22 protein-coding genes are annotated in these 23738 nt (G+C 72.5%); 12 read left to right on the forward strand and 10 right to left on the reverse strand.

What is annotated here, in order from left to right; translation table 11 throughout:
- Positions 1-234 (forward strand): DUF418 domain-containing protein (locus AC5L30_RS16800; protein ID WP_494868295.1); only part of this gene is annotated, 234 nt, incomplete at its 5' end.
- An 18-nt stretch (positions 235-252) separates the two neighbouring features.
- Here the strand turns inward: AC5L30_RS16800 and AC5L30_RS16805 are convergent.
- The 5 genes from AC5L30_RS16805 to AC5L30_RS16825 are packed head-to-tail and all read right to left on the reverse strand — an operon-like array spanning position 253 to position 4435.
- Positions 253-867 (reverse strand): hypothetical protein, encoded by a 615-nt coding sequence (locus AC5L30_RS16805; protein ID WP_494868296.1) that lies wholly within the window; start codon positions 865-867, stop codon positions 253-255.
- On the reverse strand, positions 864-2252 hold the full coding sequence (locus tag AC5L30_RS16810) for a hypothetical protein (protein ID WP_494868297.1): 1389 nt from the start codon (positions 2250-2252) through the stop codon (positions 864-866). The genes AC5L30_RS16805 and AC5L30_RS16810 overlap by 4 nt, the downstream gene beginning before the upstream one ends.
- Positions 2249-3049 carry an ABC transporter ATP-binding protein gene (locus AC5L30_RS16815; RefSeq protein ID WP_355419149.1) on the reverse strand — a complete coding sequence of 267 codons (801 nt, stop codon included), beginning with the start codon at positions 3047-3049 and terminating at the stop codon, positions 2249-2251. Before AC5L30_RS16815 ends, AC5L30_RS16810 begins: the two co-directional genes overlap by 4 nt.
- A 34-nt stretch (positions 3050-3083) precedes the next feature.
- On the reverse strand, positions 3084-3887 hold the full coding sequence (locus AC5L30_RS16820; protein ID WP_494868298.1) for a hypothetical protein: 804 nt from the start codon (positions 3885-3887) through the stop codon (positions 3084-3086).
- A complete protein-coding gene (locus AC5L30_RS16825; protein ID WP_494868300.1) occupies positions 3884-4435 on the reverse strand; it encodes an RNA polymerase sigma factor in 552 nt (183 codons plus the stop codon). The genes AC5L30_RS16820 and AC5L30_RS16825 overlap by 4 nt, the downstream gene beginning before the upstream one ends.
- Positions 4436-4748: 313 nt before the next feature.
- On the opposite strand from AC5L30_RS16825, the gene AC5L30_RS16830 reads away from it, so the two are divergent.
- Positions 4749-6041 (forward strand): multidrug effflux MFS transporter, encoded by a 1293-nt coding sequence (locus AC5L30_RS16830; RefSeq protein WP_494868301.1) that lies wholly within the window; start codon positions 4749-4751, stop codon positions 6039-6041.
- Positions 6042-6089: 48 nt separating this feature from the next.
- Here AC5L30_RS16830 and AC5L30_RS16835 read toward each other — a convergent pair whose 3' ends face one another.
- The gene (locus AC5L30_RS16835) at positions 6090-6761 is read right to left on the reverse strand and encodes a hypothetical protein (RefSeq protein WP_494868302.1); all 672 of its coding nucleotides are present in this window, start codon (positions 6759-6761) and stop codon (positions 6090-6092) included.
- Between the two features lie 23 nt (positions 6762-6784).
- Between AC5L30_RS16835 and AC5L30_RS16840 the strand changes: the two genes are divergently transcribed.
- Together AC5L30_RS16840 and AC5L30_RS16845 are read left to right on the forward strand one after the other, a co-directional pair.
- Positions 6785-7303, forward strand: coding sequence for an acyl-CoA thioesterase (locus AC5L30_RS16840; RefSeq protein WP_238657289.1), 519 nt, complete (start codon positions 6785-6787; stop codon positions 7301-7303).
- 143 nt (positions 7304-7446) lie between these two features.
- Positions 7447-9456, forward strand: a complete 2010-nt coding sequence (locus tag AC5L30_RS16845; protein ID WP_494868303.1) for an acetoacetate--CoA ligase — start codon at positions 7447-7449, stop codon at positions 9454-9456.
- A gap of 327 nt (positions 9457-9783) precedes the next feature.
- Here the strand turns inward: AC5L30_RS16845 and AC5L30_RS16850 are convergent, their stop codons facing one another.
- On the reverse strand, positions 9784-10473 hold the full coding sequence (locus AC5L30_RS16850; RefSeq protein ID WP_494868305.1) for a TIGR03089 family protein: 690 nt from the start codon (positions 10471-10473) through the stop codon (positions 9784-9786).
- A 153-nt stretch (positions 10474-10626) separates the two neighbouring features.
- Between AC5L30_RS16850 and AC5L30_RS16855 the strand changes: the two genes are divergently transcribed.
- Both AC5L30_RS16855 and AC5L30_RS16860 read left to right on the forward strand, forming a co-directional pair.
- Positions 10627-11772 carry a glycosyltransferase family 4 protein gene (locus AC5L30_RS16855; RefSeq protein WP_494868307.1) on the forward strand — a complete coding sequence of 382 codons (1146 nt, stop codon included), beginning with the start codon at positions 10627-10629 and terminating at the stop codon, positions 11770-11772.
- A 63-nt stretch (positions 11773-11835) separates the two neighbouring features.
- Complete coding sequence (locus tag AC5L30_RS16860; protein ID WP_494868308.1) at positions 11836-12927, forward strand: mannose-1-phosphate guanylyltransferase; 1092 nt, start codon at positions 11836-11838, stop codon at positions 12925-12927.
- Here the strand turns inward: AC5L30_RS16860 and AC5L30_RS16865 are convergent.
- Positions 12896-13513, reverse strand: a complete 618-nt coding sequence (locus tag AC5L30_RS16865) for an NUDIX hydrolase (protein ID WP_494868309.1) — start codon at positions 13511-13513, stop codon at positions 12896-12898. The genes AC5L30_RS16860 and AC5L30_RS16865 overlap by 32 nt on opposite strands.
- A gap of 39 nt (positions 13514-13552) precedes the next feature.
- Here AC5L30_RS16865 and AC5L30_RS16870 point away from each other — a divergent pair, with 39 nt between their 5' ends.
- The gene (locus AC5L30_RS16870) at positions 13553-14599 is read left to right on the forward strand and encodes a hypothetical protein (protein WP_494868311.1); all 1047 of its coding nucleotides are present in this window, start codon (positions 13553-13555) and stop codon (positions 14597-14599) included.
- Between the two features lie 279 nt (positions 14600-14878).
- On the forward strand, positions 14879-15877 hold the full coding sequence (locus AC5L30_RS16875) for an ArsR/SmtB family transcription factor (RefSeq protein WP_494868313.1): 999 nt from the start codon (positions 14879-14881) through the stop codon (positions 15875-15877).
- A gap of 58 nt (positions 15878-15935) precedes the next feature.
- Here AC5L30_RS16875 and AC5L30_RS16880 read toward each other — a convergent pair whose 3' ends face one another.
- Positions 15936-17021 carry a coenzyme F420-0:L-glutamate ligase gene (locus tag AC5L30_RS16880; RefSeq protein WP_494868314.1) on the reverse strand — a complete coding sequence of 362 codons (1086 nt, stop codon included), beginning with the start codon at positions 17019-17021 and terminating at the stop codon, positions 15936-15938.
- Entirely contained in the window at positions 17018-17965 is a 948-nt protein-coding gene (cofD, locus tag AC5L30_RS16885; RefSeq protein WP_494868315.1) for a 2-phospho-L-lactate transferase, read from the reverse strand. The genes AC5L30_RS16880 and cofD overlap by 4 nt, the downstream gene beginning before the upstream one ends.
- 98 nt (positions 17966-18063) lie before the next feature.
- On the opposite strand from cofD, the gene AC5L30_RS16890 reads away from it, so the two are divergent.
- From AC5L30_RS16890 to AC5L30_RS16905, 4 genes are all read left to right on the forward strand, one after another.
- Entirely contained in the window at positions 18064-19056 is a 993-nt protein-coding gene (locus AC5L30_RS16890; protein ID WP_494868316.1) for a hypothetical protein, read from the forward strand.
- Positions 19057-19297: 241 nt separating this feature from the next.
- Entirely contained in the window at positions 19298-21841 is a 2544-nt protein-coding gene (locus AC5L30_RS16895) for a bifunctional FO biosynthesis protein CofGH (RefSeq protein ID WP_494868317.1), read from the forward strand.
- A gap of 162 nt (positions 21842-22003) precedes the next feature.
- Positions 22004-22279, forward strand: a complete 276-nt coding sequence (locus tag AC5L30_RS16900; RefSeq protein WP_494868318.1) for a hypothetical protein — start codon at positions 22004-22006, stop codon at positions 22277-22279.
- 52 nt (positions 22280-22331) lie between these two features.
- Entirely contained in the window at positions 22332-23726 is a 1395-nt protein-coding gene (locus tag AC5L30_RS16905; RefSeq protein ID WP_494868319.1) for a DUF4331 domain-containing protein, read from the forward strand.
- The last annotated feature ends 12 nt before the right edge of the window (positions 23727-23738 follow it).

Raw genomic sequence — 23738 nt, forward strand, 5'->3', positions numbered from 1 at the left:
AACTACCTGGGCCAGTCGCTGCTCTGCGTGCTGGTCTTCACCGGCGTCGGGTTGGGCCTCGCCGGTGCCGTCGCACCTCCGGTCGTCGTCCTCATCGCGGTCGCGATCTACTGTGTGCAGCTCGCCGTGAGCGCGGCGTGGATGGCCCGCTTCCGGTACGGGCCGTTGGAGTGGCTGTTGCGGGCCTGGACCGAGCAGCGGTGGCCACCGCTGCGGGCCGCGGACCCGGCATAGCTCGGTAGTGAACGTCCGTCACCGGTCGGGGGCCGTCTCGCTCACCGGCCGCACCGGGCAACCCCGCAGGGCGTACGCCAGCAGACCGGTCACCGCCAGGATGACGGCGCAGGCGGTGGCGGCGGTGGTCCCGGCGGGTTGGATCAGCCAGCCGGCGACCTGCACCTTCAGGTCCCGGCTGGGTCCCATCATCGGCAGCACGGCGATGAGGGTCCAGGTCAGCGGGGCGACCCAGGCCAGGGCGGCGCCCAGCAGGGTGGCGCCGAGCGCGGTGAGCCCGAGCAGCCCCGCGGTGTTGCGCAGCATGAGGGCGGACGGCTCGTAGCGCGTGTCGGTGATCATGCTGAGGGACAGCAGCGCGGTGATCGCGGCGGCGGCGAGCAGCAGGTGCCCGGCGCGGCGTACCGGCCAGTTGACCGCCATGGTGTGGTCGAGGGCGCCGTCGGCGCCGCTGAGGGTGGTGCCGACCGCGACCACCGCCAGCATGATGGCGAGGCTGGCCGTGCGGGCGTTGATGGTCGCCGAGTCGGTGTAGGCCAGCGACAGCGCCCACGCCAGCGCGATCGAGGCGGTCACGGTGGCCAGGGCGAGCGGAACCCGACGGGAGCGCAGGTGGAGCTGAAACCACCTCACGGCTGACCCTTCGGCAGGATCGCCACCAACTCGTCGTCCCGGCAGGCCAGTACGCCCTCGCGTGCCGCTGCCATCCGACGTCGTTGCTCGGCCTCCGGCAGGCTCACCAGCGCCTGGTACGCGCTCTTCAGCAGCGCCGTCTCCTCGGGTGCCCATCCGTGCTGCGGGGCCGGTGGTCGACCGGTCAGCCAGGCGGCGGCGACCGTCCGGGCCCGGTACACGTCGCCCTGCACCGACTGCTCGCCGCACTCCTGCTGCCAGACGGCCTCCAGCAGGGTCGGCAGGAAGTAGTCGCCGGACAGGTCGGCGCGGCCGAGGCGGTCGATCGTGGGGGTGTCGAAGACGACCGTGTCGGCGGCGTGCCGGGCCGGTGCCGTGTTCCGGTCCAGCCGCGCCCAGTAGGTGACCTGTTGGGTCTGCACCGCCCGGACGGGCGCGTTGGGCAGCTTCGCCGCCATCATGCCGAGCGCCTGGCGGGCGGGGCCGACGACGTCGGGCAGCAGCGCGGCGTGCGCCCGCGTCACGCAGACCTGCGGGCCGTCGTTGTCGCAGACCAGCTCGATGGCGACCGGGTCGACGACCGCCGCCCCGCGGGCTCCGCCGACGGGCAGGAGCGGTAGGGCGACCGCGACGCCGAGCAGCGCCGGGAGCACGGCGAACGCGATGGCGCGGCGACGGACCGCGCCGAGCAGCAGCAGGCCGGTCACGGCGAGGGACACCAGCCACAGCGCCTGGAGCAGGCTGACCCGGGTCGCGATCGTCTGGAAGTCGTCCAGGCCGGTGATCGTCGGTAGCAGCAGTACCGCCGCCGGTTCCGGCCGGAATTGTGCGATCTCCGAGCCCGTGTCGGGTGCCACGGCCAACTCCGGAGCCAACCCCACCAGGACGAACCCGACCACGGCGAGGACCGGCGCGGTGATCACGCGGGGTACGGCCCGGCCGGCGGCCATGCCCAGCCATCCCGCGGCGATCAGCGCCGGAACGCCGACCGCGAAGACGAGGACCGTCGCGCTCGGGAAGTAGTTCGACGTCGGCACCACCCATCCGGCCGCGATGAGGAAGACCAGGAGGTACGCGGTCACCACCGAGACCGCGAGAGCGCCGGCGGTCGGGACGACGCGCTGCCATCGCGGCCGGACGGTGCTGGCGAACAACTCGTTGACCCGGTGGCGCGCGTCGCGCCGGCCCATCCACGCCCCACCGGCCAGCGCGAGCGGCAGCAGCACCATCAACAGCGATCGGGCCATCACCGCCAGTTGCATCCACCGCCCCGCGAAGAACTGGGTGGACGACAGCAGCAGCGCCGCGCCGGTCACCAGCAACAACAGGGCGGTGCCCAGCGCCGCCGAGCGGCGCAGCTCGATGCGGAGGATGCGTCCCGTCATGCCGACACCCGCCCACGGTAGGCGCGCAGCACCGACGAGTAGCCACGTTCGGCGGCGCTGTCACCGGCGTCGCCGGCCCCACCCTGCTCGGTGAGCTGCCCGGTGGTGCCCTGCCACACCAGCCGGCCCTCACTGACCAGCACCACGTCGGAGCAGGCCACCGCGACGTCCTCGACCAGGTGGGTGGAGACGAGTACGCAGCTGTCCAGGCCGATCTCCCGCAGCAGCTCGCGGAAGTCGAGGCGCTGCTCCGGGTCCAGGCCGACCGTCGGCTCGTCGAGCAGCAGCACCGCCGGATCGTTGACGATCGCCTGGGCGATGCCGGCGCGGCGCAGCATCCCGCCGGACAGCGTCTTCATCCGGGAGTCGGCGCGGTCCGCCAGCCCCACCCGTTCGACGGCCCGTTGCACCGCGCCGGGGATGACCGCCTTGGGCATCTCCTTGAGCCAGGCGATGTACTCGACGAACTCCCGGACCGTGAAGCGCGGGTAGAAGCCGAAGTGCTGCGGCAGGTAGCCCAGGCCGCGGCGTACCTGGCGGAGGTCGGCGTTGCCGGTGACCTCGCCGCCGAGCAGGGTCAGCCGTCCACCGGCCGGCTTCACCACCGTGGCCAGGGCTCGCATCAACGTCGTCTTTCCGGCGCCGTTGGGGCCGAGCAGCCCGTGCACACCCGTGCCCAGCCTCAGGTCGAGCTCGTTGACCGCGAGGTGTCGGCCGGCCCGGACCTGCAACTTCTCGGCGTGCACCGCCCACGGATAGGTGGACGGAGCGGTCTCCGCCACGCTGACCGTACGCATCATGATCTCTCCATTCGGCCCTGGCTCGACATCGTCATCGGTGCAGAAGGTTCTGGTGCGGTTCGGACGGCCGTCGCCGGCCTTGAACCAGCGCGACGGCCGTCAACGCCACGGTGGCCAGCGCCCACCACGGCCGGCTGCCGCCGGTGAGGATCGCCGGCAGTTGCCCGTCGGCGAGGCTCGGTACGACCACACCGGCGGACCAGGCGACGGTCAGCGCGAGTGCGGCCCGGTCGACCCCCAGCACCGTGCCCAGCGCCAACGCGCCGGCGGTGAACCCCAGGACGGGCAGCAACCAGAGACCGGGGGAGTGCCCGGTGACCCAGCCCGCCACCGCCAGCACCGGTATGACCGCCGCCAGCACCCCCAACGTGCGGCGCATCAGCAGCGCCAAGCCGGTGCGGGGCATGGTGGTCGTCAGTTCCCAGGCCGGGTCGAGGCGCCGGCTCCAGACCGCGGCCACCGGCAGCAGTGGCGCCACCGGCGCGATCAGCAGCACCAGCGACGGCAGGCTGTCGAACGTCCACTCGAACAGGGCCGCGGCCAGCATCAGCCCGGCGGCGGTGACCAGCCAGGGCAGAAGCCGGGCGGCGACCCCGGTGCGCAGCAACCGGTGACGGCGTACCGGGCTCGGGCCGGTGGCGATTCCGCCGGCGATCTCGTCCGCCACCCGGTCCAGCAGATCCTGCGTACCCGGATCGACGGCGTCTGCCAGCACCGCTCGGCAGGCGGCACAGGTTTCCAGGTGCGCCTCGACCGCCCAGATGGTCGTGTCGTCGACGTCGGTGCCACCGGAGGCGTAGTGGGAGATGAGGATGGGCGTCGGGTGACTGGTCATGACAGCGCCTCCCGGAGGGCGATTCGGGCCCGTCGGGCCCGGGTCTTCACGGTCCCCTCCGGCATGCCGAGCAGCAGTGCGGTCTCCCGCGCGGTCAACCCGTCCAGGACCATCGAGCGCAACACCTGACGGAGTTCCGCCGGCAGTTCGTGCAGGGCCCGCTCCAGGTTGGCGTCCATCCCGCCGGCCAGCGCCTCGTCCTCGGCCGCCGGGGCCACGGTCTCGAAGGTCTGCACCGACGGGAGCCGCTCCCGTCGGGCCCGGTGGCGGAACGCGTCGATCAGCCGGTGCGCGGCGATCGTCCACAACCAGCCCACCGCGCTGCCGGAGGCGGAGGACTGTGCCTGGCTGCCGGCCGACCGCCAGACCGCCAGGTACGTCTCCTGCAACACCTCGGCCACCACGTCCTCGTCGGCGCAGCGTCGACGCAGTCGGGCGGTCAACCACGGGGCGGTACGCCGGTACAGCGCGTCGAACGCGCGCCGGTCGCCCCGAGCGACGCGGCGAAGGAGTTCACCCTCGTCGAGCCCGTCCAGACTTCGTTTCACATCAGGCAAGACGACGCGTACCCCTGCCCCGGTTCTGATTCTGTGGTGACCTCAGTCACATGCGACGCGACCGGGCGGGGTGGGGTGACTCCCCACACACCGGGAACGTCACGCGCTGTCGAGGTGTTGCCGCCCGAGAGGATCACCCTCGGATGATCGCCCCACCCGGCCACCCCCGCCACGACCCCTGCCTCGCCACGTCCACGCTGCCCAACGCCGGGCACCCCACGCCGTGCCGCCGCGTCCCCGCGGTCTCGGTGACGCCCCGCGCCGCCGCTCGTGACGACGCACCAGCTTCCGCAGAGAGATCGAGATGATGAAGCAGTTGGTGGAGAAGACCGGACCCGATCCCGCCGTCGCGCAAGAGGTGCTGCCCGGCGACCTGATGACCAACCGTCAGCGGGCTCAGCTCGTCCTCGTGCTGGGCGCGTTGATCGCGATCGGGCCGTTGACCATCGACATGTACCTGCCCGCGCTGCCCGCCATCACGGCGGGCCTGGAGACCACCGAGACCGCGGTGCAGTTGACGCTGACCGGCACGCTGGTCGGCCTCGCGCTGGGCCAGTTGCTGATCGGTCCGCTCTCCGACGTGGTCGGGCGGCGGGTGCCGCTGCTGGCCGGGCTGGCCGCGCACATCCTGGCCTCCGTGCTGTGCGTCTTCGCGCCCAACATCGCGGTGCTCGGCGGGCTGCGCGTACTCCAGGGGCTCGGCGTCGCGGCCGCCACCGTGGTCGCGACGGCGGTGGTCCGCGACCTGTTCAGCGGAGCCTCCTTCGCCCGGATCTTCTCCCGGCTGATGCTCGTCATGGGCCTGGCGCCCATCCTCGCGCCGACGCTGGGCAGTGGCCTGCTGAGCTGGACCGACTGGCGGGGTGTCTTCGCGGCGTTGGCGGTGCTGGGTGCGCTGCTGATCGTCGTGGCCGCGGTCCGGCTCCCGGAGACCCTTCCGCTGGCGCGTCGGCGGCACGGCGGGGTGCGCGCCACCCTGCGCGACTACCGGGGGCTGGTGAACGACCGGGCGTTCGTCGGTCTGGTGCTGGTCGCCGGGCTGGCGATGGCGGCCCTGTTCGCGTACGTCTCGGGTTCGTCGTTCGTGCTCCAGCAGGAGTACGGCCTCGACGAGCAGCAGTTCGGCATCGCCTTCGGGGCCGGCGCGGTGGGCCTGATCGGGGCCACCCAGTTCAACGTGCGGCTGCTGCGCCGCTACACCCCGCAGCAGATCCTGGTCAGCGCCCTGATCGCCGGCACGGCGGCCGGCCTGTTGCTGGTCATGTTCGCGGCGACCGGCATCGGTGGTCTGGGCACCCTGCTCGCGTCACTGTGGCTGGTCCTGGCCGCCGCCGGCCTGGCCCTGCCGAACGCGCCGGCGCTGGCCATGAGCCGGCACAGCGAGGCCGCTGGCACCGCCGCGGCGCTGCTCGGCGCCGTGCAGTTCGGTATCGGTGCGGTGTCGGCGCCACTGGCCGGGCTGTTCGGCACCGGGAGCGTACCGATGGCGATCGTCATCGCGGGCGGCATGGCCGCCGCGCTGATCGTCATGCTCCTGGTGGTTCCCCGCGCCAGCCTCGGCACGGTCGACCCGGATCTGGCGGTCGCCCTGCACTAGCGGGAAGAGACGAAAGGGGCGGGCCGGTCGACCGGCCCGCCCCGACGATCAGCGGATCTCGGTGGTGTCCTCGGGGCGCGGCTGACCGCGCGGTGGGGCGGACCAGGGTGATTCGCCACCCACCCGGCGGGGCAGCGGTTCGGTCGGTGTCGAGTCGTCCGGGTAACCCAGAGTGAGGGGCGCGGTGTCGCGCTCGGTGGGCGCGGGGGCCGGCCAGTCGGTCGACGTGAAGTCGTCGTCGCGGGGGCCTCCGTCCGACGCGGGGGTGGGTGCCGTGGCCGGATCGGTCGCCGGGCTCGGCCACTGCCGCCAACGCTGTTGGCTGAAGGTCGCCATCAGCAGCAGCAGGCCGATCAGGAAGATCGTGCCGTTCTCCACGGGCAGCCGCAGCGGCAACGGATCGCCGAACAGCTTCCACTCGTGCGGGATCGCGTCCCGCACCGAGAAGGGCGCCACGAACATCCCGATGTACGGGGTGACCAGCAGCGCTCCGGCCACCAGCGGGCCCAGTGGCGAGACGCGCAGCGTGCCGAGCAGGCCCAGCAGGACACCGCCGACACCGAGGTACACGGCCGGCTCGATCAGGTTGGCGGTGTTGAACGTGCCGATCTCCACCCAGCGGTCGACCGTCCGGCTCGACCCGTCCTGCCCCAGTGTGACCAGCACCCAGGTGATGGGCGCCACCACCAGCCCGGCGAGGAAGCTCCAGAGATGTCGCATCCGCGCACCGTACCGTTTTCGACATGACTGAGCACCTCTCCGCCGCTCCGATCGGCAAGCCGACGTCGTACTCACGCGTCACTCTCAGCAAGATCATGACCGCGGTGGACGTCAACCTCTACGGCACCGTGCACGGCGGGGTCCTGATGAAGTTCGTCGACGACGTGGCCGGGGCCGCTGCCGCCCGGCACAGCGGCGGAACCGCGGTGACCGCGGCGATCGACGAGATCGTCTTCTCCGAGGCGGTCCGGGTCGGCGACCTGGTGCACGCGCACGCCCAGGTGAACTGGACCGGCCAGACCTCGATGGAGGTGGGCGTGCGGGTGGTGGCCGAGCGATGGGACTCGGCCGAGGACGCGCCGGTCCGGGTGGCCACCGCGTACCTGGTGTTCGTCGGCGTGGACGTGGGTGGGGCGCCGCGGGCGGTCCGCCCGGTGCTGCCGGAGACGGCGGAGGACGAGCGTCGGTACAAGGAGGCGGAGATCCGCCGGGCGCACCGCCTGGCCCGCCGCCGCGCCATCCAGGCCCACCGCGCTGGCTGACCCACATGGAATAGCGGGGTGGAGTGTGGGGCGGGCACGCGTCGGTTGGCCTACCCGGTGCGCAGAATGGCGCTTCGAGGTAGGGCAAAATGGCGCCACGGCCCAGTCACAGTGTCGTGTCGGGCCAGGGGGAGGGTGGAGCAGTGGGTGACATGCTGTGGGCGCCGTCGGCGGACGTACGTGAACGGTCCCGGATCGGCGCCTACCTGCGCTGGCTGCGGGAGCACCGCGGGTTGGACTTCGCCGACTACGACGCGCTGTGGCGCTGGTCCACCACCGACCTGGACGGGTTCTGGCGCTCGATCTGGGACCACTTCGAGGTGATCGCGCACACCCCGCCGACCGCCACCCTGGCCGAGCGAAGGATGCCCGGCGCCCGCTGGTTCCCCGGCGCCACGCTCAACTACGCCGAGAACGTGCTGCGGATGCCGGGGCGGGCCGACGACGACCCGGTGGTGATCTCCCACGGGCAGACCCGAGCGCCGGTCACGCTGACCGCGGGGGAGCTGCGCGAGCAGGTCCGCCGGGTGTCGGCCGGGCTGCGCCGGCTCGGCGTCACCGCCGGTGACCGGGTGGCGGCGTACGCCCCGAACATCGCCGAGACGTACGTCCTGCTGCTGGCCACCGCCAGCCTGGGCGCGATCTTCTCGTCCTGCGCGCCCGAGTTCGGCACCCGCAGTGTCACCGACCGCTGGCAGCAGATCGAACCGACGGTGCTGGTCGCCGTGGACGGCTACCGGTACGGCGACAAGCCGGTGGACCGGCGCGCCGAGGTCGCCGCGATCCGGGCCGCCCTGCCGTCGCTGCGCCACACCGTCAGCATCGGCTACCTCGACCCGACCGGCGTCGCGCCCGAGGGCGCGTTGAGCTGGGCCGAGCTGGCGGCGCCCACCGACGAGCCGTTGACGTTCACGCCGGTGCCGTTCGACCACCCGCTCTACGTGCTCTACTCCTCGGGCACCACCGGGCTGCCGAAGCCGATCGTGCACGGCCACGGCGGGATCCTGCTGGAGCACCTGAAGATGCTCGCCCTGCACCATGATCTGGGCCCGGCCGACCGGTTCTTCTGGTTCACCACCACCGGTTGGATGATGTGGAACTTCCTGGTCTCCGGCCCGGCGGTGGGGGCGGCCATCGTGCTCTTCGACGGCAACCCAGGGGTCCGGGCGGAGCCCGGCCGGCCCGCCGAGCCCGACCTCGGCGGGCTGTGGCGGTTGGCGGCGGAGACCGGCACCACGTACTTCGGCACCTCCGCGCCGTACCTGCTGGCCTGCCGCAAGGCGGGGTTGGTCCCCCGGGACGTCGCCGACCTGTCGGCGCTGCGCGGCGTGGGGTCCACCGGTGCGCCGCTGCCCGCCGAGGGTTTCCGCTGGGTGTACGAGACCGTCGGCGACCATCTCCAGCTCCAGTCGCTCTCCGGCGGCACCGACGTGTGCACCGGTTTCGTCGGCGGGGTGCCGCTGCTGCCGGTGTACGCCGGTGAGATCGCCTGCCGGGCGTTGGGCGCCAAGGTGGAGGCCCGTTCCGCCGACGGCACCCCGGTCATCGGCGAGCTGGGCGAGCTGGTGATCACCGAACCGATGCCGAGCATGCCGGTGGGTTTCTGGAACGACCCGGACGGCACCCGCTACTCCGAGGCGTACTTCGACGTCTACCCGGGCGTCTGGCGGCACGGTGACTGGATCACCATCAACGAGCGCGGTGGCTGCGTGATCACCGGACGCTCCGACGCCACCCTCAACCGGGGCGGGGTCCGGCTCGGCACCGCCGAGTTCTACTCGGTGGTCGAAGGGCTGGAGGAGGTGCTCGACTCGGTCGTCGTCCACCTGGAGGACGATGAGGGCGGCGCCGGTGAGCTGCTGCTCTTCGTGGTGCTGGCGGAGGGTCTGGAGTTGGACGACCCGATGCGCGCGAAGATTTGCCGCGAACTGCGGACGGCGCTCTCACCCCGGCACGTGCCCGACGAGATCCACCAGGTGCGCTCGGTGCCCCGCACCCTCTCGGCGAAGAAGCTGGAGGTGCCGGTCAAGAAGATCCTCACCGGCACCCCGGTCGACCAGGCCGCGGCGAAGGGCGCTCTGGTCAACCCCGAGTCCCTGACCGCCTTCGCCGCCCTGGCCCAACGCCGAGCCACCGACAGCACCCCAGCCTGAGACCTCCGCGCTGGGCTTGGTCGGTCCCGTCCCCGCCCTGGTCGGCGTCCGCGTCCGTCGCCGCGACGGACGCGGACCTGGCCCTGGGATGGATTCCCCCTTTGCTCTGCTGCCGCCGATGCGCCAGTCGGAGTCCCGCACTGGCCCGCTGCCGTCGGTGCGTCGGTGCGTCGGTGCGGCCGGTGCATGGAGGGCAGCAGAGCAAAGGGAAGGTCGGTGCCTGGTGGCCGGCGCATCGGCGGCAGCAGAGCAAAGGGAGCACGAGCGCCTACTCGGCCCACTCGCGGGCCTCACACGTCGGACGTCCCGCAGGGATCGGCGACCGGACTACCGGAGGGAGTGCGTGACTCTCTCGGTGGTCAGCCTGTCGGCCAGCCGGGCGGGGTCCTGGTTGGCGCAGAGGACCACGGTGGCGGCCCGGGTCAGCGGGGCCAGCAGCCAGTCGACCGGGTCGGGGTGCCGGGTGGCGTCGATGAGGACCCGGGCGCCGGGAAGAATGCCCAACTCGGTGGCGCGGGCCTCGGCGCGGTCCAGCAGGTGCGCGTCCGTGGGGCCCGGGCCGGATTGTGGCGTGAAGTGGTCACCGTGCGCGCGTACCTCGACGACGTAGTCCGCGAAACCGGGCGGCACCTGCCGTAGCGGAGCGGCGAGCGGGGCCAGCCCGAGGGCGTACCGCTCGTCGGCGGACCAGGACTGCGCCTCGTCGAACTGGTCGACGGCGGCGAAGAGCACTCCCACGTCGCCCGGCGTGTCGACGACGCTCAGCTTGGCCGACCAGCAGCCCAGCAGCACCGCCGCGGTCTGCCAGTGTGGCGGCAGCAGCACACCGGCCGGGGTGCCCGGCGCGAGGCCGACCTCGTCGACGAGAAGGTTGGCGGTCTTCGCCACCCAGTTCGACAAGGTGGCGCCGGAGAGTTCGGTGCGATCGCCGGTGGCGTCGTCGTACCAGGTGAGCAGCGGTCGGGTCGGGTCGGTCGCGATCGCGTCGGCGAACACCCGGGCAATGTTGTCGGCCATCGGCGCGAACGATACGCCCCTGCGGGCCGTACTCGATGACGATGACAAGTCGGCGTACCGTCGGGTCGCAGTCAGCGTCGGCCCCACGCCCCGGCGTAGGCTTGACCCAGGAGTGTTGTTCCCCACATACCCGCCAGTACAAGGAGTCGCCCCGTGACCGCCGGTCGCCCGCCCCGCGTGCTCATCGACGCCACGAGTGTCCCCGCCGACCGTGGTGGTGTCGGTCGATACGTCGACGGTCTGCTCGGTGCCCTCGGCAAGGTGTGCGGGTCGGGGGTGGAGTTGGCGGTGGTCAGTCTCCGCACCGATCTGGAGCGTTACACCCGCATGCTGCCCGGCGCGGAGATCATCCCCGCCCCGGCCGCCGTGGCGCACCGCCCGGCCCGGCTCGCCTGGGAGCAGACCGGCCTGCCGCTGCTCGCCCAGCAGACGGGCGCCGAGGTGCTGCACTCGCCCTTCTACACCTGCCCGCTGCGGGCCGGGTGTCCGGTCACGGTCACCGTGCACGACGCGACGTTCTTCACCGAGCCGGAGCATTACGACAAGTCACGCCGCACGTTCTTCCGCAGCGCCATCAAGACCTCGCTGCGCCGCGCCGACCGGGTGATCGTGCCCAGCAAGGCCACCCGCGACGAGCTGATCCGGCTGCTCGACGCCGACCCGACGCGGATCGACGTGGCCTACCACGGTGTCGACCAGGCCGCCTTCCACGCTCCCACCGAGGAGGAGAAGGCCCGGGTTCGCGCGCGTCTGGGGCTGGGCAACAGCAGCTACGTCGCCTTCCTCGGTGCCAAGGAGCCCCGGAAGAACGTGCCCAACCTGATCCGTGGTTGGGCGCGGGCGGTGGCTGACCGGGTCGACCCGCCGGCCCTGGTGATCGCCGGTGGGCAGGGGCACGACGAAGACATCGACCGGGCGGTGGCCGAGGTGCCGTCGCACCTGCGTCTGCTGCGCCCCGGCTACCTGCGCTACGCCGACCTGCCGGGTTTCCTCGGTGGCGCCCTGGTCGCCGCGTACCCGTCCTACGGCGAGGGGTTCGGGCTGCCGATCCTGGAGGCGATGGCGTGCGCCGCCCCGGTGCTGACCACGCCCCGGCTCTCGCTGCCCGAGGTGGGCGGCGACGCCGTCGCGTACACCTCGGAGGACCCGGAGCAGATCGGCACCGACCTGGCCGCCCTGCTCGACGACGAGCAGCGGCGGTTGTCGCTGGCGAAGGCGGGGTTCGACCGGGCCAAGGAGTTCACCTGGGAGTCCAGCGCCGAGGTGCACATCGCCGCGTGGAGCCGGGCCCGCTCCTGATCCTCCGCGCCGCTGCTGGTGACCCGTGCCACTTTGGGCAGGTACGTCGGGCATGATGTGCGGATGCTCTATGCGGTCATTCCGGCAGGTGGCAGTGGCACGAGGTTGTGGCCGTTGTCCCGCGCTGGCCATCCCAAATTCCTCCACCCGCTGACCGGCACCAGCGCCTCGCTGCTCCAGGCGACCGTGGAACGGCTCGCGCCGCTGACCACACCGGATCGGACCCTTGTGGTCACCGGTGCCGCGCACGTCACGGCGGTGGCACGACAGCTGACCGTGCTGCCGGAGGAGAACATCCTGGTCGAGCCCTCCCCCCGGGATTCCTGCGCGGCGATCGCGTTGGCCGCCGCGGTGATCGCGGCGCGTGACCCGAACGCGGTGATGGGTAGCTTCGCGGCCGACCACCTGATCCGCGACCCGGACAGCTGGGTCTGCACCGTCCAGGAGGCGGTCCACGGGGCCGAGCAGGGCATGCTGATGACCGTCGGGATCACCCCGACCCGCGCCGAGACCGGCTACGGCTACCTGGAGACCGGCGATCCGACCGAGGGTGTGCCGTGGCGGCCGGTGGCCGAATTCAAGGAGAAGCCGGCCGCCGAGGTCGCCGAGGCGTACGTCCGTTCGGGCCGGCACCTGTGGAACGCGAGCATGTTCGTCTGGCGGGTGGACGTCTTCCTCTCCGAGCTGGCCCGCCAGCAGCCGGCGCTGCACGCCGGCGTCGCCGCGATCGCCGCCGCCTGGGGCACCCCGGAGCAGGACGACGTCCTGGGCGCGATCTGGCCGACCCTGCCGAAGATCTCCGTCGACTACGCGGTGATGGAGGGCGCGGCCACGGCGGGCCGGGTCGCGACGGTGCAGGGCGACTTCGGCTGGAACGACGTCGGTGACTTCCACACCCTGGGCGACGTGCTGCCGGCCGACAACGCGGGCAACGTGGTGCTCGGCACGGAGGCCAAGCCGGGCGTGCTGCTGCGGGACAGCAGCAACCTCGTGGTCGTGCCGCAGTCAGGTCGGTTGGTGGCCGTCCTCGGTCTGCGTGACCTGATCGTGGTGGACACCCCCGACGCGGTGCTGGTCTGCCCGCGCGACCGGGCGCAGGACGTCAAGACCCTGGTCGACGAGCTCAAGGAGCGAGGCGAAGAGGGCTACGTCTGAGGGCGGCGAGGGCCGGTGCGACCAGTTGCACGGTCCCGCCGGCCAGCGGCTCGGGCAGCTGGTCCGGTGGAAACCAGCCCAGCGCCTCGGCCTCGTCGCTGACCTGCTCCACCGCCGAGGGTGGGGCGAGCACGGCGAACCGTACGTCGTGGTGCGCCGAGCCACCCTGACACTGCACCTGGTGCACGTCCACGTCGATCGGCACCGGGTCGATGCGCAGGCCGGCGATCCCGGACTCCTCGGTGGCCTCGCGGAGCGCGGCGGCGACCAGGGTCTGATCGGTCGGCTCGCAGTGCCCGCCGAGCTGCACCCAGCGCCCGAACTTGCCATGCAGGCAGAGCAGCACCCGGGAGCCGGTGGCGTCCAGCACCAACGCGCTGGCGGTGACGTGCCCCGGGCGGTGTTGCCGGCTCATCGCGACCGGGCCGGCGGCGAGCAGCGCGAGGGTTCGGTCCCGCGCGTCGGCGGCATCCGGGCTGGTGGGCTGCCAGCCCTTGAGCAACGCGGTGGCGTCGGCGTGCAGCGCCGCGTACGTCTCGGGGTCGGTCGGCTGGGCGGTCGGGCCGGTGATCACGGTGTCGGGCACCCCGCCACTGTACGAGCGTGTGCTCCGTACGCTGGCTCGGTGACCCTGCGACTCGTCGAATTCGTGGTGGCCGGCAACGAGGCCAGCGATCTGTTGCCGGTGCGGTCGGCGGCGCTGCTGCGCGCGCACGGTGCCCGGCGGGGCTTCTGGACGGTGCTGGACGAGGGGCCGGTGGAGCGCTGCCTCGCGCTGCTGCTGGAGCGCGACGACGGGGAGTGGACGGCCCGGCACGTGCGGGCGGATGCCGGTGTGGAGAACGGGCGGACCGAGGACGGTGAGGCGCTCGCCCACCACGACGGCTGGGTGTACGTCTTCGGCTCCCACTTCGGCTCGAAGGCGGGCCCGCTGCGACCTCGGCGCGCCTTCGTGGCCCGGTTCCGGGAGGACGACGCGGCGGCCGGGCCGGTGCCGGTGCACGTGGTGCGCAACTCGTTTCGACTGCACCGGGCGGTGAACGATGCGCTCGCCGCGTCGCCGCTGACCCTCCTGCCGGCCGGGGAGCGGGTGCGGGAACGGTTCATCGTGGAGACGCTGGCACGGGGGACCGTCCGGGAGAAGAGCTGGGTGAGCCGGCTGGCCCCGGACGACCTGCCGTTGAACGTGGAGGCGGCGGCGTTCACCCCGGCCGGGACGGTGCTGCTCGGGCTGCGTTTCCCGGTCACCGACGCCGGTGAGCCGATCCTGGTCGAGGTGGCCGGTGTGCCGGACATGTTCACGGCCGAGCCGGCGTGGCCGCGGGCGCTGGGCGCGTACGTGTTGGCCGGGGTCACTCCGCCGGGGCAGCTGACCGGCTTCCGCGCGATCACCCCGACGGTGGACGGCGGGTACGCGGCCGTGATCGGCTCGATCGACGCGTTGGGCAAGGGATCGGTCCTGCTCGACGACCATCCGGGTGGGGGCGAGGTCACCTCCCGACACGTCCGCTTCCGGCTTCCCGCCGGCGCGGCGGTCGAGGAGCGCCGGCTCGTCGGGGAGGAGGTGACGGACCTGGCGCCGTTCCACCATGTCGAGGGGGTGGCGGAGCTGGACGGGCGACCGTTCTACGTCACGGACGAGGACCATCGGGTCGCGCTCTGGGTCGGCTGAGCCGGCGCGGGGGCGGGATGACCGGACGGCACCTCTGCGGAGCAAGGGCCGCAGACCCTCGTGGTGCCGTCCGATCACCGGGGCCTCCCCGGTCCCGGTGCCCCCGGCAGCGCGGGCGTCGAGGACGCACGGCGCCGTGTTCGGGCATGGGAAGCATGCCGAACCGGCCCCGGAGGCGTCGAGGTTTTTCAGTCCAGGCTTAAAGATGGAGATTAGTGCCGGCCAGGTAGAGTCGAACGGTCATCCGGCACCCCCCTGCCGGCGACACGGGAGCGCTCCATGCTGAAGATCCACTTTTCTGGGGAGGACATCCTCCGGACCCGGGTGGCGCCGGCGGCGGACCCGGTCTGGGAGCTGGTCCTCAGCCTGCACGTGCTGCGCGGCCGCACCCGCGATCCGTTGACGGCCAACTGGCGGCGCAGTGTGGCCCGGGATCTGCGCCAGGACTCCGCCTCCGAGCAGCTCCGCCTGCTCTTCGCGTTGAACCCGCCGCGTGGCTACTTCCCCGACTTCCTCACCCCGTACGCCAGCGTCGGCGGCTTCGAGGCCGGGCTGGACGCGCTCCGCAGCACCCCCGCCGAGCTGCTGCACCGCGACCTGAGCGTGCTGGCCGCCGAGAATCAGCTGCCCTCCTCGGCGGCCGCGCTGGCTCGGGGTGAGGTGTCGGCGCTGCACCACCTGGCCGACTCGATGGAGCAGTACCGGTCGCTGGCGATCACCCCGTACTGGAGTCGGATCCAGGCCGCGGTGGCGGCGGACCGCGCGCGTCGGGCGCGGGCGCTGCTGGACGACGGTGTCGAGGGCCTGCTCACCAGCCTCCGGCCGGCGATGCGCTGGGAGAGCGGGGTGCTGGAGGTCCGCAGCTACCCGCACAGCCGAGAGCTGCACCTGGACGGCCGTGGGCTGCTGCTGGTGCCGTCGTTCTTCTGCGCGGCCACCCCGGTCGCACTGCTCGACCCGGCGCTGCCACCGGTGCTGGTCTATCCGGTGGACCGGCTGGGCGGGCTGGTTCCGGCCGACGCCAGTGGCGCGTCCGGGTCCGGTGCTGCCCGCGACTCGCTCGCCGCGCTGCTGGGCCGCACCAGGGCGGCGGTGTTGCAGGCCAGCGACGAGGGCTGCACCACCGGCGAGGTCGCCCGCCAGCTCAACATCTCACCGGCGGCGGCGAGCCAGCACGCCACGGTGCTGCGCAACGCCGGCCTGCTGGTCAGCCACCGCGAACGCAACAGCGTCCTGCACACGCTGACCCCGCTGGGCCGGGCCATGCTGGACGCGTGACCCGGCCGTTCCGCACCGGACGAGAGCGGCGCACGCCGGGGGCTGACCCGGCCGTCTCTCAGAGCGCGAGCGCGGCGCTCGCCGGGCTGCCGGGCGGTGGCGGCAACAGGGTCGACCCGACGCCCTCGGCGGCCAGGGCGACGCGCAGCCGGTGCAGGTCGGCGCCGAAGCGGACCAGGGCGATCGGTTCGACCGGCGTCGGGGCCGAGCCGAGCAGCAGGGCGGCACCTTCCGGCCATCCGGGCATCTCGGCGACCAGACCGGCGCGTACCTCGGCCTCGTCGACCAGGGTGAAGACCGTGCCGGGGGCGACCACCCCGGCGACCGCGTCGATCGCCCGGCGCACCGCGCCCAGGTCGGCCGGCGTCGGGCCGGGACCGTCGGCCAGCGTGGCGGCGTCGGACAGCCCGGCGGCGCGTGCCTCGGCGGTACCGAGCGAGAAGAGATCCTGTGCCGCGTCGCGGATCAGCGCCCGCGCGCCGCCGGCGTCGTCCGGGTTGGTGGCGGGCAGGTAGCCGCGCACCACCGCGACGGGGACCTGATCGCACTTGCCCTTGATCAGCTCGCCGGCACCTGCCAGCTCGTCCACCACGGCCATCTGGGTCAACTGCAACTCGTTGCCGTACGGGTCGATCTCGCCCCGGTGGTCGCGGATGGCCGGCATCCCGGCCACGCCGAGCGCCACGTCGGTGAGCCCGTTGCGCCAGGGCCGGCCCATCGTGTCGCTGATGATCACGGCGAGGTCCAGGTCGTAGCGCTCCCGCAGCGCGTCCCGCAGAGCCCGCGCCGAGGCGTCCGGGTCGACCGGCAGCAGCACCAGTTGGGTCTTGTCCACGTTCGACGCGTCGATCCCCGCCGAGGCCATCACGAAGCCGTGGTGGGTCTGCACGATTTGGGTCGCCCCCCGGCTGGCGACCACCCGGGCGGTCTCACCGGCCAGGACCTCGTCCCGGGCGGCCAGCCGTTCCGGCCCGTCCGCCGGCACGTCGACGAGCCGCCCCTCCGCCTTGGAAACGATCTTGCTGGTCACCACCAGCACGTCCCCGTTGCGCAGCCACGGCGCGGCGGTCGCGATCACCGCGGCCAGGTCGTCGCCCTCGGTCACGTGGCCGATGCCGAGCACCGGCAGAATCTCCAGCCTCACGTCAACTCCACCGCGGCGCGGACCATGGCCGCCGTCGCCGCCTCGTCGGTCATCCGCAGCGGCACCGCGCGGACCGTCACCTCGGGCACCACCGTGCCCGCGTCCTCCTCGGCCACCAGCCAACCGTCGAGCAGACCGCCGCTGGCCCGGCCGCCGTAGAGCCGACCCACCCCCGCCGCGCTGCACTCGACACCGAGCACGGCCAGGCAACGGTCGGCCATCCCCCGCACCGGCGCGCCGCCGATGATCGGGGAGACACCCACCACCGGCGCCGGGCCGTCCGCCACGGCCTCGCGCAGCCCCGGTACGGCCAGCACCGGCGCGACGCTCACCACCGGGTTGCTGGGCGCGATCAACACCAGATCGGCCGAGGCGATCGCGTCGAGCACCCCCGGTGCCGGCTTCGCCGTCTCCGCACCGACGAACACGAACCGGTGAGTGGGGATGTCGGCCCGGTACCGTACCCACCACTCCTGGAAGTGGATCGCCCGCTGACCCTGGTCGTCCTCCACCACGGCATGGGTCTCCAGCCGGTCGTCCGTCGCCGGCAACAGGCGCACGCCCGGCTCCCAGCGGCTGGCCAGCGCCTCGGTGACCGCGCTCAACGGGTAACCGCCGTTGAGCATGGTGCTGCGAACCAGGTGGGTGGCGATGTCCTTGTCGCCGAGGCCGAACCAGGTCGGTTGTGCCCCGTACGCGGCCAGCTCCTGCTTGACCGTCCAACTCTCGTCGACCCGACCCCAGCCCCGTTCCGGGTCGGCGCCTCCGCCCAGCGTGTACATGACGCTGTCCAGGTCAGGGCAGATCTTCAACCCGTGTAACCACAGGTCGTCGCCGACGTTGACCACGGCGGTCACCTCCGCGCCGACGTCACGGGCGTACGCCCGGACCCCGAGCAGGAACCGGGCGCCGCCGATGCCGCCGGCCAGAACCACGATGCGCATGTCGACCATCCTCGCGCACGTGACGCCTCCGATCCGTGGGTGGCCCGGGAGACTAGGCTCACGTGCGCCCTGTCCGTTCATGCCCCGAGGGGGAGCTCGTGACCAGCCCCGCCGAGCCCGCGTCCGCTGACGCGAAGCAGGCCCGCCAGCTGACCAAGCCACTGCGTGAGCTCGCCGCGCTCGCGCTGCTCGGCGCCAACGCCGTGTTCCTCTTCGTGGGCCTGCTCCGGCTCATCGCCCCGAACGACTACAGCTCCTTCACCGACCGCGCGGGCAGCGCCTTCTACGCGTTCGTCGGGGTGGAGGCGGTGGTTCTGCCACTGCTGGCGGTGCTGCTGGCCACGCACATCTCGCCGGTGGTGGCGAAGGCGAAGCTGATCACGCAGGCAGCTCTCCTCGAGTACGCGGTCAGCGCCCTGTTCGGCACGCTGACCATGCTGATCTGGACGGTGGGCCGGCTGGCCGAGGCCGAGGTGCTCGACGCGTTGCTCGGTGTGCTCACCCGGTTCGCCTGGATGGTGATCTTCGCGATCGCCGCCTGGGTGGTCTACACCATCTGGCGCGCCCACTACTACGTGCCGCGGCCCAAGCCCCAGCCGGGCGTCTACGGCCAGCCGCAGCCGGGCTGGCCGCAGCAGCAGGGCGGTTGGCCGGCCCCGGGTCAGCCCGGTGGTCAGCCGCAGGGCGGATGGCCCGCTCCCGGCCAGCCGGGCGCCGGGTACCCGCAGCCTGGTCAGCCGGGCGGCTACCCGCAGGCTGGCCAGTACGGCCAGCCGTCGCCGCCGTTCCAGGCCCCGCAGTCGGCCCCGCCGTTCTCGCAGTCGGCCTCGCCGCACCCGCAGTCCGCGCCGCCGTTCCAGGCCCCGCAGTCCGCGCCGCCGGCGAACCCCGTTCCCCAGTCGGCGCCGCCGTCCCCGGCCGCGCCGCCGCCCGCCGCGCCCCCGTTCGGGCAGCCGCCGTCGGCCGACCCCACCCAGGCCATCCCGCGCCAGTTCGCGGACCCGACCGAGGTCATCTCCCACCCCGCCGACCCGGACACCGACCGCACCCAACACATCAAGCCCAACGACCACCCCGACCACCCCCGCTGAGTCCGCCACCCCCATCGCCCCTCACCAACCCGGTAGCCCCCCTCGTCACCCCCCATGGCTCCTCGTCGATCATGAAGTTGTTGCCCGTTCACACGGCGTGTCGGGGCAATAACTTCATGATCAACGGAGAGGGCAACGGGGAGGGCGGCCTGGGAGGGTGGGGGCGGGAGGCGGGGGTGGGGTTTCGCACGGTGAGGGCTGGGAGCGGTGGGGTGGGACGGGCAGCGCATAGGGTGAGTGGATGGTTGATCGCACCTACTCCGGCCCGAGCGATGCGAGCGTGCGGCGGGCCCTGGGCCGGGCCGCGAACGGGCGGGCGCTGGATGTCGACGAGGCGACCGCGCTGCTGTCCGCCCGCGGTGCCGCGCTCGACGAGTTGCTCCGGCTGGCCGGTGGGATCCGCGACGCCGGGCTGCGGGACGCCGGGCGGCCGGGTGTGGTCACGTACTCCAAGAAGGTCTTCATCCCGCTGACCCGGCTCTGCCGGGACCGCTGCCACTACTGCACCTTCGCCACTGTGCCGCACCGGCTGCCGGCGCCGTTCCTGGACCGCGACGAGGTGCTGGCCATCGCCCGGGCCGGCGCCGCGCAGGGCTGCAAGGAGGCGCTGTTCACCCTGGGGGACCGGCCGGAGGAACGTTGGCCGGCGGCCCGGACCTGGTTGGACGAACGCGGTTACGACTCGACCCTGGACTACCTGCGCGCCTGTGCGGTCGCGGTGCTGGAGGAGACGGGTCTGCTGCCGCATCTCAACCCCGGGGTGCTGTCCTGGTCGGAGCTGCAACGGCTCAAGCCGGTCGCGCCGAGCATGGGCATGATGCTGGAGACGACCGCTACCCGGCTGTGGTCCGAGCCGGGTGGCCCGCACTTCGGCTCACCGGACAAGGAGCCGGCGGTCCGGTTGCGGGTGCTCGAGGACGCGGGCCGGGTCGGGGTCCCGTTCACCACCGGCATCCTGATCGGCATCGGGGAGACCCCGGCGGAGCGGGTGGACGCGCTCTTCGCGATCCGCCGCGCCCACCGGGAGTACGGCCACCTCCAGGAGGTGATCGTGCAGAACTTCCGCGCCAAGCCGGACACGGCGATGCGTGGCATGCCCGACGCGCAGCTGCACGACCTGGCCGCCACGGTGGCGGTGGCCCGGCTGCTACTCGGCCCGAAGGCCCGGATCCAGGCCCCGCCGAATCTCATCGCCGGCGAGTACGACCTGCTGCTGCGCGCCGGCATCGACGACTGGGGTGGCGTCTCCCCGCTCACCCCCGACCACGTCAACCCGGAGCGCCCCTGGCCGCAGATCGACGAGTTGGCCCGGCACACCGAGCTGGCCGGGTTCACGCTGCGGGAACGGTTGACGATCTACCCGGAGTACGTGCGCGCGGGCGACCCGTGGCTCGACCCACGGCTGCTGCCGCATGTCGGTGCCCTGGCCGACCCGGCTACGGGTATGGCGGTCGAGTCGGCGATGCCGCAGGGACGACCGTGGCAGGAGCCGGAGGAGGTATTCGGCGGGCGGGTCGACCTGCACGCCACCATCGACACCACCGGCCGCACCGACGACCGGCGGGGTGACTTCGACAGCGTCTACGGCGACTGGTCCGAGGTCGCTGGCAAGGTCACGCCGGAGGCGACCGCCCGCCGGGCGGGCGTACCCGTGGCACCGGCCGGGAGTGGCGCGGACCGTGACCTGGCGGCCGGGCTCAAGCTGGCCGCCGACGACCCGGCGGCGCTGCTCGACCCCGGGCACACCGATGCTGCGCTGGCGCTGTTCGGCGCGGACGGGCCGGCGCTCGACGAGTTGTGCCGCCTCGCCGACGACGTGCGCCGCGCGGCGGTCGGCGACGACGTCACCTACGTGGTCAATCGCAACATCAACTTCAGTAACGTCTGCTACGTGGGCTGCCGCTTCTGTGCCTTCGCCCAGCGTGAGCGGGACGCCGACGCGTACCGGCTCTCCGTCGAGCAGGTCGCGGACCGGGCCGAGCAGGCGTGGGCGGCCGGTGCCAGCGAGGTGTGCCTCCAGGGCGGCATCGACCCGAAGATGCCGGTCACCGGGTACGCCGACATCGTGCGCGCCATCAAGGCCCGAGTGCCCGAGATGCACGTGCACGCGTTCTCACCCATGGAGATCGTCACCGCCGCCGCGAAGGCCGGGGTGCCGGTCCGTGAGTGGTTGCTCCAGCTGCGCGAGGCCGGGCTGGACACCATCCCGGGCACCGCCGCCGAGATCCTCGACGACGACGTGCGCTGGGTGTTGACCAAGGGCAAACTTCCGGCCGCCGCCTGGGTCGAGGTGGTCAGCACCGCCCACGAGCTGGGCATCCGGTCCAGCTCCACGATGATGTACGGCCACGTCGACCATCCCGGGCAGTGGCTGGCGCACTTCCGGGTGCTGGCCGGGGTGCAGGATCGTACCGGTGGGTTCACCGAGTTTGTGGCGTTGCCGTTCGTGCACACCAATGCGCCGATCTACCTGGCGGGCATCGCCCGACCCGGGCCGACCTGGCGGGAGAACCGGGTGGTGCACGCCATGTCCCGGTTGCTGCTGCACGGCCGGATCGACAACATCCAGTGCTCCTGGGTGAAGCTGGGTGACGAGGGCACTGTCGCGATGCTCCAGGGCGGCTGCAACGACCTCGGCGGCACGCTGATGGAGGAGACCATCTCCCGGATGGCCGGCTCCGACAACGGGTCGGCGCGGACCGAGGAGCAGTTGCGGGCCATTGCGAAGGCCGCCGGTCGTCCGGCGCGCAAGCGGTCGACTGCGTACGGTCACGCCCGGCCCTGACGTCGAACCTTTCCCCGCCGCTGGCCGTACCACGCGATGCCGGTGGCGGTCGTGGCGAGGACCGCCGCCGGTGTCCCCTCAGGGGCCCGGCGGCGTCGCGAGACGGCACCGGACCCGTCCGTCTCCGCGGGCGCGCTCGCGCCACCGCCGGAAAGGTTGCCCATGACCAGTGATCAGCGGAAGCGGCAGTGGCCGCGACTGACCCGCCGGCAGACGTTGACCGCCGCGGCCAGCGCCACCCTCGGCGCCGCCGCGCTCACCGTGCCGGGCCTGTCGGCCGCACAGAACGCCCCCGGCGCGGCCCGAGCCGACGAACCGATCGTCGTGCACCTGCGTGATGCCGACTCCGGAACGATGGACGTCTTCGTCGGTGAGACCCGGATCGAGGTACGCGACCGCGGCCTGGCGGATCGGCTGCGGCGCGCCGCCCGGCGCTGACCCCGACACCCCGCCCCGCCATCCTGTCCCCGCCCAGTGAGGTTGGTCCGTCATGTCTTCCCACCGCGAGGCCCCGGAGATAGCCAAGGATCCGGTCGCCGACAGCTCCGACCTGTACGCGTTCGTCAGCCCCGACAAACGCGACACGGTCACGTTGATCGCCAACTACGTGCCGTTGCAGCTCCCTTCCGGGGGCCCGAACTTCTTCGAGTTCGGCGACGACGTGCGGTACGAGATCCATATCGACAACGACGGCGACGGTCGTCCGGATGTCACCTACCGGTTCGAGTTCACCACAGAGATCACTAATCCGAATAGTTTTCTCTACAACACCGGCCCGATCGATTCGCTGGACAGCAAGAACTGGAACCGGCGGCAGTTCTACAGCCTGACCCGGGTGGCCGACGGCCGCGAGCAACGGCTGGCGCACAAGCTGCCCTGCCCGCCGTGCAACGTCGGCCCGCTGTCCACCCCGAGCTACGCCGACCTGGTGCGGCAGGCCACCTACTCGCTCTCCACGGGGGAGCGGGTCTTCGCCGGGCAGCGCGCCGACGGGTTCTTCGTCGACCTCGGGGCGATCTTCGACCTGGGCACGCTGCGGCCGTTCCAGCAGCTGCACGTCGCCGGGAAGAAGATCTTCAAGGCCGAGGGGGAGCCGGTCAACGCCACCGACCGGATGAACGTGCACAGCATCGCGGTGCAGGTGCCGTTGGAGCGGGTGCGTCGGCGCGCCAACCGGTACGGTGCCGCCGATCGGGCGTCGGTGATCGGGGTGTGGACGTCGGCGTCGCGCCGGCAGGTGCGGGTGCTCGGCGACCGAGGTGGCGCGGACACCAGCACCGGCCCGTTCACCCAGGTCTCGCGGTTGGGCAATCCGCTGTTCAACGAGGTCATCGTGCCGATGTCCAAGAAGGACCTGTGGAACTCGCTGCCGCCGTCAGAGGACAAGCGGTTCGCCCAGTTCGTCGAGCAGCCGGAGCTGGCCGCTCTGCTGCCGGCGCTCTACCCGGACGTCTTTCCCAACCTGGACAGGCTGACCAAGGCGAAGAAGGCCCGAGCCGACCTGGTGGCGATCCTGCTCACCGGCGTGCCGGCCGGGCTGATCGACGGCTTCACCAACGCCACCGGCGACGTGCAGGCCGACATGCTGCGACTGAACACCGCGATCCCGCCGACCAGGCGTCCGGACCGGTTCGGGGTGCTCGGTGGCGATCTGGCCGGGTTCCCGAACGGGCGGCGGGTCGGTGACGACGTGGTCAGCATCGCGTTGCGGGCGATCGCCGGGGTCACCGTCCCGCTGGTGGACAAGACGTTCCGACCGGACGCGGCGGCCGCCGCGGTCACTCCGGGGTTGAGCGCCGCCGACGTGACCGCGCCGTTCCTCGGAAACTTCCCCTACCTGGGTACGCCGTACGACGGGTTCAACAACCCGCCGGCGGCGTCTTGATCGGCTCGGGGG

It is taken from the genome of Micromonospora sp. BQ32, from assembly GCF_059358895.1.